The organism is Peptostreptococcus sp. D1 (assembly GCF_900112955.1).
GTDB lineage: Bacteria > Bacillota > Clostridia > Peptostreptococcales > Peptostreptococcaceae > Peptostreptococcus.
The window spans coordinates 18,023-30,676 of sequence record NZ_FONP01000015.1 but is presented as its reverse complement, the minus strand read 5'-3'; the positions used below and the strand labels follow the sequence as shown (position 1 = coordinate 30,676).

5 protein-coding genes and 1 rRNA gene are annotated in these 12,654 nt (G+C 32.8%); 4 read left to right on the top strand and 2 right to left on the bottom strand.

Features of this window, described 5'->3' with window-relative positions:
- The 3 genes from rrf to BM120_RS09250 form a co-directional block, all read left to right on the top strand.
- Positions 1 to 82, top strand: a 5S ribosomal RNA gene (gene rrf, locus BM120_RS11405); the annotation flags it as partial.
- A gap of 352 nt (positions 83 to 434) precedes the next feature.
- Positions 435 to 3,887, top strand: coding sequence for a pyruvate carboxylase (locus BM120_RS09255; protein WP_091995387.1), 3,453 nt, complete (start codon positions 435 to 437; stop codon positions 3,885 to 3,887).
- A 287-nt stretch (positions 3,888 to 4,174) separates the two neighbouring features.
- Complete coding sequence (locus BM120_RS09250) at positions 4,175 to 6,157, top strand: cell wall-binding repeat-containing protein (protein WP_091995385.1); 1,983 nt, start codon at positions 4,175 to 4,177, stop codon at positions 6,155 to 6,157.
- 159 nt (positions 6,158 to 6,316) lie between these two features.
- On the opposite strand, the gene BM120_RS09245 is transcribed toward BM120_RS09250, so the two are convergent.
- Both BM120_RS09245 and BM120_RS09240 read right to left on the bottom strand, forming a co-directional pair.
- On the bottom strand, positions 6,317 to 8,638 hold the full coding sequence (locus tag BM120_RS09245; protein WP_091995384.1) for a cell wall-binding repeat-containing protein: 2,322 nt from the start codon (positions 8,636 to 8,638) through the stop codon (positions 6,317 to 6,319).
- Positions 8,639 to 8,849: 211 nt separating this feature from the next.
- Positions 8,850 to 10,163 carry an APC family permease gene (locus BM120_RS09240; protein ID WP_091995382.1) on the bottom strand — a complete coding sequence of 438 codons (1,314 nt, stop codon included), beginning with the start codon at positions 10,161 to 10,163 and terminating at the stop codon, positions 8,850 to 8,852.
- A gap of 422 nt (positions 10,164 to 10,585) precedes the next feature.
- On the opposite strand from BM120_RS09240, the gene BM120_RS09235 reads away from it, so the two are divergent.
- Positions 10,586 to 12,517: an elongation factor G gene (locus BM120_RS09235; RefSeq protein WP_091995380.1), complete on the top strand. Its 1,932-nt coding sequence runs from the start codon at positions 10,586 to 10,588 to the stop codon at positions 12,515 to 12,517.
- Positions 12,518 to 12,654 lie beyond the last annotated feature (137 nt).

The following is a 12,654-nucleotide window of genomic DNA, read 5'->3' as shown; positions in this document are numbered from 1 at the left end:
CATTCCGAACACAGAAGTTAAGCTCCTTAGCGCTGAAGGTACTTGGTGGGAAGCTGCCTGGGAGAATAGGACGTAGCCACGTGATTAGCTCTAGCATAAGCTAGAGCTTTTTTATATACATTTTTATAGCTTTAAATTGTTCAAAAAATTATTGATGTACTTTATAATCAATGAAGATAGATAATGAAGATAGACGTAGAATAAAAAAATGTAGTAATTGTATATATTTTAAAAACAATTGAACTGAATAATATATGTTTGAACGGATTTAGCGGTTGAAATAAAAATAAAAATACGAACAAAAAGTAAATAAAGAACAAAAATATATACTTTTCACATTAATTTATAAGAAGTTTCAAAATTTGTATTTAAAATAAAGTTAAATTGATATATAATAGATACATTAAAGAAAAAAATAAGGTGGAGGTATTAATATGCTTAAAAAATTTAATAAGATATTAGTAGCCAATAGAGGCGAAATAGCAATAAGAATTTTTAGAGCGTGTGCTGAACTTCAGATTAGAAGTGTTGGAATATACAGCGAAGAAGATAAGTACGGACTGTTCAGGACAAAAGCCGATGAATCATATTTGATAGGTGAGGGCAAGGGTCCGGTTGATGCATACCTAGATATAGACGGTATTATATCATTAGCAAAAAGAAAAAAGGTAGATGCGATACATCCAGGATATGGATTTTTGTCAGAAAATGCTGAATTTGCTAGAAAATGTGAAGAAAATGGAATAACATTTATAGGTCCAAGTTCGGATATAATGCAGAGATTAGGGGACAAAATCAACTCTAAGATAGTTGCTCACGAAGCAAATGTACCAACGATTCCAGGTGTTGAAAAGCCACTAAAAACAGTAAAGGAAGCAAAGGCTGTAGCAGAAGAAATAGGTTATCCAGTAATGCTAAAGGCTTCAAATGGCGGTGGCGGTAGAGGTATGAGAATCGTTCATCGTTCAGAGGATTTGGAAATAGAATTTGAGAATGCCAGAAGTGAATCTAGAAAAGCGTTTGGAGAGGATTTAATATTTATTGAAAAATATATTGAAGATCCAAAGCATATCGAGGTTCAGATTTTGGGTGATAGCTATGGGAATATAGTTCACTTGTATGAGAGAGACTGTTCAGTTCAGAGAAGACATCAGAAAATAATTGAATTTGCACCGGCATTTTCACTTTCTGAAGATTTGAGAGAAAGAATTTGTAAAGACGCAGTAAAAATTGCAAAGCACGTTAATTATAGCAATGCGGGTACTCTTGAATTCTTGGTCGACAAGCATGGAAACTATTATTTTATAGAAATGAATACAAGAGTTCAGGTTGAACATACCGTTACTGAATTGGTTACTGGAATTGATATTGTTCAGAGCCAGATACTATTAGCTCAGGGATATAAGCTTAGTGATCCAGAAATCGATATAAAATCTCAGGATGATATAGAATTAAGAGGATACTCAATACAATGTAGAATTACAACGGAGGATCCTAAGAAGAATTTTATGCCTGATACTGGAAAGATTCAAGTATATAGATCAGGCTCAGGTGCTGGTATTAGACTTGATGGTGGAAACGGTTTTACTGGTGCGACTATAAGCCCTTACTATGATTCATTGCTTGTAAAAACTATTTCTTATGACAGAACCTTCCAGGGTGCCATAAATAAAATGGTTAGATCTATAAAGGAAATGAGAGTAAGAGGAGTTAAGACTAATGTAGGCTTCCTTGTCAACGTTCTTTTGGATCCACAGTTTATAGCTGGAAACTGCTCAACAAAATTCATTGACGAAAATCCACATCTTTTCGATATTAGAGAAAGCAAGGATAGAGGTACAAAGCTTCTTAGGTTTATAGGGAATGTCGTTGTCAATGAAAATAAGATGGCAGAAAGAAAATGCTTTGATGCCCTTTATGAGCCTAGAATAAGAGCTATTAAAAATGTCGAAGGAAGTAGAGAAAGGCTCCTACGTCTTGGCAAAGAAGAGTATCTAAAGGAAATAAAAAATGAAAAGAAATTATTGTTTACTGATACTACGATGAGAGATGCACATCAGTCTTTGATAGCTACAAGATTAAGAACATTTGATTTGTTAAATATAGCTGAGGCTACTGAATACTATCAAAAAGATATGTTCTCACTAGAAATGTGGGGGGGAGCGACTTTTGATGTTGCATATAGATTCCTAAAAGAATCTCCATGGACAAGGCTTCATAAGCTTAGAGAAGCTATTCCAAGTATAAATTTCCAGATGTTGCTTAGAGCTTCAAACGCAGTTGGATATAAAAACTATCCGGACAATGTCATTGAAGAGTTCGTTAAGCAAAGTGCTAATTCAGGTATTGATGTATTTAGAATATTTGATTCTTTGAACTGGGTAGAAAATATGAAGCAATCAATTTCTATTGCTCAAAAAACTGGAAAAATTGTCGAAGCTGCAATGTGTTACACAGGTGATGTTCTGGATCCAAGCAAGGATAAATACACTATAGACTACTATGTAAATATGGCTAGAGAATTAGAGGAAGCAGGAACTGATATAATTGGTATCAAAGATATGGCTGGTCTATTAAAGCCTTATGCTGCATTTGAGTTAATCAAGGCGTTGAAGGAAAATGTAAAGGTACCAATACACCTTCATACACATGATACAAGTGGAAACGGTGTATCGACTTTATTGATGGCATCTCAGGCTGGAGTAGATATAGTGGATGCTGCTTTGGAATCAATGGCAGGAATTACTTCACAGCCATCTCTAAATGCAGTTATAGAGGGTTTGAAATTTACTGAAAGAGATCCTGAAATTGATGTATTTGGATACAACGAGCTGGGTAAGTACTACAGAGATTTGAGAAAAATTTATTATAAATTTGAAAGTGATTTAATAAATTCTAATGCTGAAATATATGACTTTGAAATTCCAGGTGGTCAGTATACTAACTTGAAGCCACAGGCAGATAGCTTGGGTCTTGTGAATAGGTTTGAAGAGGTTAAAGAAAACTACAAGGTTGCTAATAGAGTTGTTGGAGATATTATCAAAGTTACACCATCATCAAAGGTTGTAGGTGATTTGGCAATATTTATGACTAAAAATAACCTAACAGAAGATAATATTATCGAAGAAGGTAAAAATTTATCATTCCCAGATTCACTAGTGGATTATTGCAAGGGGATGATCGGACAACCTATGGGGGGAGTACCAAAGGAGCTTCAAGAGGTTGTGTTAAAGGGTGAAGAAGCAATTACAGTTAGACCTGGCTCACTTCTTCCTAATGAAGATTTTGATGCGATAAAGAAGCACCTGATTGAAGAGTTGGGAATCGAAAAGCCTACTGACAGACAGCTGGTAAGCTATGCGCTATATCCAAAGGTTTTCGATGATTATATCAAACACGTAAATGATTTTAACGATGTTAGCGAACTAGAAAGCGACGTTTTCTTCTATGGTCTAAACATTGGACAAGAATGTGAAGTTGAAATAGAAGAAGGAAAAAATTTGACTATCAAATTGATAGACATCGGTGAACCAAAAGATGATGGAATGAGAACTCTTACATTTGAGCTGAATGGTATGCTTAGAGATGTAGATATCAAGGATGTAAATTATTCAGGAAAGGTTGTAAATGTTGAAAAGGCGGACATGAATGACCCACATCAAATTGGTGCAAGTATTCCAGGTAAAGTAGTCAAGATTCTTGTTAAGGCTGGTGATGAAGTAGAAGAAAATCAACCTTTAATAGTAATTGAAGCGATGAAGATGGAAACTAATATAGTAGCTAAATCTGCTGGAAAAGTAACAAAGGTTCATGTGAACGTGGATGATATGGTTATAGATAAGCAGCTATTGATTCAATTGGAATCAGTTGGTGATGATGAAGAATAAGCCCACAATCGTTAATTAAACGATTGGCTAATGTCAAATAATATTTATTAAGTAAAAATATCAATATTCAAGCTTTTATGCTACAGTATCGAGTCAAGTTGGGCTTGAGCTGTAGCATATTTATTTTCATTTATTATCAAAGGTGGAAGTGAAATTTATTTAAAACCTTATGAAAAAACTTAATAATTATTATTCTATATTGTACTTGATGATACATGATTTAAATGATATACTAAAAACTGGTAATAATACTGATAAATATATTAGAAACAAGGGGGATGTTCTAAATGAAAAACAAATTTATATGTACATCGTTAGCATCAGCTGCGGTGTTATCAAGTATGTCATCTGGAAATTTTGAAAAGCTTTTTTTGAATGCTGAGGCGGCAGAATCATCAGAAAATAGTAAAACTACTGTTGAAAGATTACGTAATGGAATTGAAATAAGTAATTATAAACAAGCTACTCAAATAATAGTTACATTTTCTCTGAATGGAGATGAAAAATCGAACTTTTCAAATATCGCTTTTAAGATTGAGGATGATAAGTTAGAAAAAATACAAAATGATGGTATTAAGGATACTGCTATATTTTATGAAGATTTAGAAAATAATATCTTGAGGGTTACATTAAAAGATGAGTATATGCATAATTTAAAGAAGATTAATTGCACTATTTATAGTATAGAGGGAGAGCAAAATAGCGAATTTATTTTTGGTCCTGAATATGATAAGAAATTAAATCAAAGAAAAGAAGAAGCAATTCAGGAGCTAAAGGACATTGGTTTACCCGAGCATATACTTAAAGTGAAAACAGAGCAGATAAATGATGCTGTTAGCATAGAAGAAATAGATGACGCTGTCAAGGTTGCAAAAGAAATAAAAGAAAAAAATGATGAAAAACTAAAAGATAAATACAAAGAACAGTCATTAATAAATAAAAAAGAAGCTGCAAAGGATATAATAGATAAGTTAAGTCATATATCAGATGAAAGAAAAGAAGAGCTTAAAAATATCGTTGAAGAAGCAAAAACACCAAATGAAGTAGATGATACCTTAACAAAAGCATTTGATGAAAATGAAAAAAATAAAAATCAGTCACTAAGAAATAGAAAAGAAGCTGTAAATGATATAATAGATAAATTAAGTAACTTGTCAGATGCCAGAAAAAAAGAGCTTGAAAGGGATGTAAAAGAAGCAAAGACACCTGATGAAGTGGATACTCTTTTGACAAAGGCCTTGGATGAAAATGAAGAAAATAAAAAAGAAAATGGAAAATTTGTAGGTAAAGACAGATATGATACTGCTATAAGAGTTTCGAAAGATAGATTTAGCAATAAAAAAGCTGACAGTGTCGTAATAGTTGGCGGTGATTCTATTATAGATGGATTATCTGCATCACCACTTGCGTCTGCTTACAATGCCCCAATTCTTCTTGCTCAGAAATCTGGAATAGATAAAACAGCTTTAGATGAAATAAATAGAGTTTGTGGAAATATGAAGAATAAGGAAGTATATATAATTGGTGGAAAATCTTCGGTACCAGCATCAGTTACTGATCAACTGAGAAAAGCATTCCCCGGTGTGGTGGTTAAACGATTAGAAGGTAGCTCTAGATATGAGACATCATTGAATGTTGCGAAATATTTAGCAGAAAATAAAAAGGTTGCTAATAGAGTATTTGTTGTTGGCGGATATGGCGAGTCTGATGCTATGTCAATAGCACCTGTTGCAATGGACAAATCAGATAAAACTCTTTTAAAAAATACTGTTGATCCAATTTTAGTCGTTAACAAAGATGCTATTGATGCAAACTCTAAGCAACTTCTTGCTGACTATGCTTTCAAGTCTGTTACAGTTATTGGTGGAGTAAACACAGTGTCTCCTAAAGCTATGAGTGATATTGAATCTATTTCGAGCATAGGAGCTAATGGAGTAAAGAGAGTTTCTGGAGAGAATAGATATGATACAAATTTAAGTATACTTAAGAATTTTTATTCTTCTAATGACGAACAGAATAAAATATTGATGAGAGGATTAATAGTTGCAAGTGGCAATAAGGATAAGCTGGTTGATGCTCAAACTGCAAGCATACTGACTTCTGATATAAATAGAGATATGCCTATAATGCTTGTTGGCGATACTATAGCTAATAGTCAAATTAATTATTTAATAGATAACAAGAATTCTCTATCTAAAAATATTCGTAGGGTTGGAGGAAGTGTTTCTGAAAAGGTTATGAAAATTCTAAGCGATAGGCTAGGCATATAAGAGCCTTTGAGAGTATAGAATTACTTCAAAAAAATGACATCTATAGCAGTCTTGCCTATACGTTGATACAAAAAAATCAAATAATAATGCTTTAGAGGAGGTTTGTTTTTCTATCTCCTCTAAAGCAATTTTACAGCATTTTTGTATATTATCGATAAATTACTTAATTAAATCCATTAATAATTTATTGGAAATACTATTTACACCACCAATAGCAGTAATTGATTTTGGCTCAAACTTATTTTTAATGCTAGAGACATTTCTGCTGTTTTCATCAACTAGCACTAGAGATGATTTTTCTAAAGCTATTACACCACCACTAGCTATTGCATCAGCGTAATTTCTACCAGTTGATAGATATATATTAGAGCCTTTTGATAAAGTCATGTTGGCAATTTTTCTTGAGGTTTCGTATCTGTCAGATCCAGAAATTCTTGTAGTGTTAGAAAACTTTGATTCAATATCTTTTCCGACGCTATTAGTTCCTCCTACTATGATTTTTGGTAATCTATTTAATTTTTTTACAAATTCAATATTTTCCTTTGCCTCAGCTGCATTGCTTACCAACAAGATTGGTGCACTGGCTTTATGTATAAGAGCACTAGAAGAAAGTGCATCTGGATAGTTCCTTCCATCAACTAATATTAGTGCTTTGTCCAGTCCATTATTCATTAGTTTTTCAGCAATTTTTCTTGAAGTTTCGTATCTATTATTACCAGCTAATCTTTCTACATTTACTGATGACTTTATAGAATTTACAGCATTTTCGGATATTGAGCTTTCTCCACCAACAATAATTGCGCTCTTTGCACCCAATCTCTTTAATTCATCTAATACTGATTTTGATATTTTATCATGGTTTGCAAGAAGTATAGGGGCTTTATATTTGTTTGCGAGTGCACTTGCTGAAAGGGCATCAGGGAAGTTATTAGCACTGGCAATGATAACTGTTTCTGCATTTGTGAACTTTTGTTTTGATAGGAGAATGCTTGTTTCTATTCTATCGGATCCACCAATACGATTGCTCTTAATATCAGGCTTTTTGCTATCCATACTTATAGAGTTATTTACTTTTACAAGTGCTTTTATACCTTCATCTAAGTGATTTATAAATATTTTTACATAGAAAGGTGTAGTTTCAGGCTTTGCTGCTTCCTCCTCTGATGCAGTGAGAGCATTTTTAAGCGTGATTTTACTTGCTTCTGTATAGCTTGGAGAGTTTATCAATTTTTTTGCTTGCTCGATTTTATCTTTAAATTCTTTTTTTAAATAAGTAACATCATTTTTCTTAACGACAAAAGTTTTTGATGTGTCTGGATTATTGTTTGATTTTAACACATCAACATTACCATTTGAATATACTATGATATCAATTGAATCTGGTTTGAATTCCCATTCAAACTGTGCATTTTTCGAAACGCAAAGTGTATAAAAGCGACCTTCTGGAGAACCCTCAAGTTCAAAAGCTAGTTTACCATTTTTATCAGATTTCACATTTTTGTATGATGCAAGATTTGGTGAAATTGTGTTTGCAGTTATTTCAACTCCTTCAAGTGATTTGCCATCTTTATCCTTTACATCAAGCTGATTAAACCTTACTGTCTTAAGGCTTGTGTCATTTTTATCAACAGCGTTAAATACAAATATTCCTTGACTGATATCGGTTATTTTTTTATCATCTATAGCAATTATTTTTTTATTAGAATCAGTTGAAAATCGGACACTTTCTCGATCTAGTTTTATATTTTTTGAGTTCAATCTAATTTCATATGTTGTATTGGGAAGCATGCTTGAATTTGAAAATATATGCTCACCGTTATTGTCAACAGCGATATTTTGCTCAATTATAGAAGCTATTTCCATGCCAGTTCTAAGCTTTTCCATTTTGGAAAAGGATAGTTTTGCATCTGTCATTGGTGTGTTATTTTTTAGTATTTTTATCTTAAATGAGTCCAAATACATTTCTTTGTTCATAGCATTTTCTTTAGGTGTAGAATTTTTTTTATCTTTGTCTGTTGAAGAAACGTTTTCGCCAAGGTTTACAGCAATATTAGCTTCAACGTCAGCCTTGCTTTCTTTTTTTGTAACTTCAATTATCGGATTTGCTGAATCCAGAAAAATATTGCTTCCAACCTCTTTAATAACGGGAATTGTGCCGTTTAATTCATCTGCCTTAAAAGTAACCTCGTATTCTTTAGAAGTCCATTTTTTGTCGTCGTTTGAAACTTTTATAGTATATGCCTTTTTAGGGTCAAGCTCTCTAAAGAGCATTCCTTCACTTATTATATCAGATTCAATAAGCTTTCCTTCTGACCTAATTTCAAATAAAATAGGTTCCATCAAAGGCATACCATTATTTGTAAAAATAATTAAAACATTAGATAAACCTTCTGCTGATGATACCTTTGTTGAAGATCCTAACACTGATGCTGCTGATACTGTAGTAGCCATGGCTACATAGACAAAATTTTTATTTTTCATTTTTCCCCCTCTAGATTGTTTATTATAAAATAAATAGTAAAATAATAAAATGATTTTTTACATAATACAAGACTCATAACAAATTATTTTACAAGCGTTTGTATATAACCATTATATAGCCTTGAGAATATTAAATCAAGCAAAAAAAGGAATGCTAAATATAGCTTAATAATTAAAAAACAGCCTCTAAAAGAGACTGTTTCTATAAAATCTATTTTACCTTTTTATCCATGTATGAGTATACAGGAAGACCCAACAGCATTATTATTATACCTCCACAAGCAAGAAGTGTACTTGTAAATAACTGGTTACCTAATACGAATAATCCACTGATTATAGCAATTATAGGAGTTATTGGATATAGAGGTACTTTGTAGCTTCTTTCAAGGTCTGGTTGTTTCTTTCTCATGATAATTACACCAAAGAAGCAAAGAACTATACAAATCCAAACTGAGAATACAGCAAAATCTGTCAATAAATTGAATTGTCCTGAAAGTGCAAACAATGATGATATTATACCCATTGCAAGAAGAGCATTTCCAGGAGCATCGTTTTTGTTTAGCTGAGATAGGTATTTACCTTTTGGAAGGTGTGGATCCTGAGCAAGAGCATAAAGAACTCTAGATCCAGTGAAAATATACGCATTTGTAGCACCGAAAACAGAAATCATAATACCTATACCGATTATTTTTCCACCAACAGGTCCAAGTATTGTATTTACAACAGTAGTTGCTGGAGATACTGAATTTGCTAGCACATCAGCTGGAACAACCCACAAGAAAGATACATTTATTATCAAGTAAATTGCAGCAACCAGGGAGATGCCACCTACTATTGCTTTTGGTAAATCTTTACCTGGATTTTTCATTTCACCAGCCAAAGCTGTAACATTAATCCATCCGTCAAAAGCGAAGAATATTGCTATCAATATTTTACCCATTGATGAAACGGGGCTAACGCCTTCTGCTACAACAGGAGAAAGTATTGGGTTATTTCCTTTTCCTAAAACAAAGCCTAATATGATAACCGCAATAAGCACTATTATCTTACATATTGTAGATATGTTTTGAATAATACTACCTGACTTGCTTCCTAGAGAATTCAAATACGATAACACAAGGATTGTAAAAATCGCAACCGGGATTTTAAGCGAAGTCATTCCTGATAAAACTACAAATTGATCAGCAAATACAACTCCCAATGCTGCAATTAAGCCTGGAAAGAATAATACTGTCTGAATCCAGCCAGAAATGAAACCAATTTTGTCGCCATATATTTCTTTTATGTAGATCATCATACCGCCAGTCTTTGGAATGACTGCTGCTAGCTCTGCAACTGTAAGACCAGCTGCAATAGTAATAATACCAGCTAATACCCAGCCCATAATTCCAAGTCCTGGTGCACCACCAGTTGCAGTATAAATTGCTTGAGGCTTGAAGAATACTCCCGATCCTATTACTCCACCAACTAGAGTAGATAAGGCAGCACCAAACCCAAGGTTCTTTTGTAAAGAATTGTTTTCCATATTATTATGCCTCCTAAAATTAATTGATTACAAATTTGGAAAAATGATTTCCTTTAGAGTAACATAAATGGAGAAAGTTTACAATAGAAAAATAAAGGGAAATTAATAAAAACAAAATATTTTTCTGCATTTTAAAGGCGTTTTTATAAAATACTTTTAATAATATGAAATAATCGTTATTTATATTATTTTATTAATTATAGATACAATTTGATTATTAAGAAAAAACAGAATATTAAGTTAAAAAAAGAAGCTTGATTTTATTTTTTTGTATAGCTTGCTAATACAGCAGAAAAAAATAAATAATATTTTTTCAAAAATTTAGATAATTATTGAAGTAAAGTACCAAGATGGTGTAGAATATAATTATAGTTATTTTTAGAAATTTGTAACTATAAAACTGAAAAAAGGTAGGTGCTCATATGAAAGTCTATAGTAGTGAAAAAATTAGAAATATTGCCGTTTTAGGACATAGCGGATCTGGTAAAACGAATCTATTGGAAACGATAGCTCATGCAGCAAACGTTAACAAAATTCCGAAATTAAGTAATAATGTTCAAATGACGTACAGCATGGAGCTAATGCCTGTTGAATATGAAGGATATAAGTTTAATTTCCTTGATACTCCAGGGTATACAGATTTTTCAGGTGATATAATATCAGCGCTATCGGCAAGTGATGCGGCTATAATCGTAATTGATGCAACTGATCCAATGCAGGTTGGAACAGAAAAGGCACTAGAATTAACAGAAGGTATTCCGAAATTTATGTTTATCAATAAAATTGATAATGAAAAGGCGAGGTACAAAGATGTAATTGAAATGTTGAACGAAAAATTTGAAAACAAGATAGTGCCAATGATTTCCCCTGAATTCAAAGATGGTAAATTTGTGAAATTACATAACGTTTTTGAAGATTTTGATGGACTAGACGAGGAGTTCAAGGTTCAGGCAAAGCAGGCATATGATGCGTTGATGGAGCTTGTTGCTGAAACAGATGATGAATATTTGGAAAAATTCTTTGAGGGAGAAGAGTTGACTCCAGAAGAAATAAACAACGGTATTACTATAGGCATTAAAAGAGGAGATATAGTTCCAGTTATTTCTGGCTCTACAATAAATAATGTTGGTACAAACGAGATTCTTGAAGCAATCAAAAATTACGTAGATCCAAACTATGTTGATTGTGAAAAAGTTTTTAAGGGAACTGTATTTAAAACCTTCATCGATCCGTTTGTTGGAAAAATTTCATATATAAAAATTACCCAAGGCAAGGTAAGCAAGGATACTGAAGTATTCAATTTGAGAACCTCAAACAAAGAGAAAATATCTAATGTATATACGATTAGAGGCGGAGAGCTAATTGAGCTTGAAAAAGCATTTGCAGGAGATGTGATAGTGGTTACAAAGATTACTGGCTTGAATACTGGCGACACTATTTCAGCATCTAGAAATGAAGAGGAAGATTTTGAATTGTCATTCCCTAAGCCACAGATTTATTATGCAGTTTCTCCAAAGAATAAAAATGATGAAGATAAGATGGCGAATGTAATAACTAAACTGGTTGGAGAGGATCCAACATTTGACTATTTTAGAAACAATGAAACTCATCAAGCGCTACTTGGCGGTCAGGGAGAGCTTCATGTAAAGACCTTGATCAATAAAATGAAGGATAAATTTGGTTTAGATGTAAATATAAATGATCTAAAGGTCGCATATAGAGAAACAATAAAAGGAACTTCAGATGTTGAAGGTAAGCATAAGAAGCAATCTGGTGGACATGGTCAGTATGGTCATGTAAAGATTAGATTTTCTAAATCAGAAAATGAGTTTGATTTCTCAGAAGAATTATTCGGTGGATCTGTACCTAAATCATATGTACCTGCAGTTGAAAAAGGGTTGAAGGATTCTATGCTAAAAGGTGTTTTGGCTGGATATCCAGTAACAAATATTAAGGCTGTTTTATATGATGGCTCCTATCATGATGTAGACTCTTCTGAAATGGCATTTAAGATGGCTGCATCAATTGCATTTAAGAAGGGGATGGAAGAGGCAAAGCCCGTGCTTCTTGAACCGGTAATGAAGCTTACTATTACAATTCCAGAGGAGTACATGGGTGATGTAATGGGAGATATGAATAAGAGAAGAGGAAAAATTCTCGGTATGGAATCTAACGGAAAAGGAAAGCAGATATTAGAGGCTCTGGCACCACAGGCAGAAACCTTTAAATATGCAATTGATTTAAGATCTATGACACAAGGCAGAGGATATTTTGAAATGGAATTTGATAGCTATGCAGAGGTTCCTGCTAGTGCAAGTGAAAAGATAATTGCAGAAGCAAATAAAGACAAATAAAATGCTAGAGATTTAGAAAATTTAATTATTATATATTTTTGAAATTGCGGGGTTGACTCTGAAAGGATTAGAGGCAGCCTCGTAATTTACTGTGTATCAATATTTTTTATAAATTAATAATATATTTTATTTGCAAA

Excerpts from the sequence above, each read along its gene's own strand:
- BM120_RS09255 (WP_091995387.1), top strand. The coding sequence starts at position 435 with ATGCTTAAAAAATTTAATAAGATATTAGTAGCCAATAGAGGCGAAATA.
- BM120_RS09250 (WP_091995385.1), top strand. The coding sequence starts at position 4,175 with ATGAAAAACAAATTTATATGTACATCGTTAGCATCAGCTGCGGTGTTA.
- BM120_RS09245 (WP_091995384.1), bottom strand. The coding sequence starts at position 8,638 with ATGAAAAATAAAAATTTTGTCTATGTAGCCATGGCTACTACAGTATCA.
- BM120_RS09240 (WP_091995382.1), bottom strand. The coding sequence starts at position 10,163 with ATGGAAAACAATTCTTTACAAAAGAACCTTGGGTTTGGTGCTGCCTTA.
- BM120_RS09235 (WP_091995380.1), top strand. The coding sequence starts at position 10,586 with ATGAAAGTCTATAGTAGTGAAAAAATTAGAAATATTGCCGTTTTAGGA.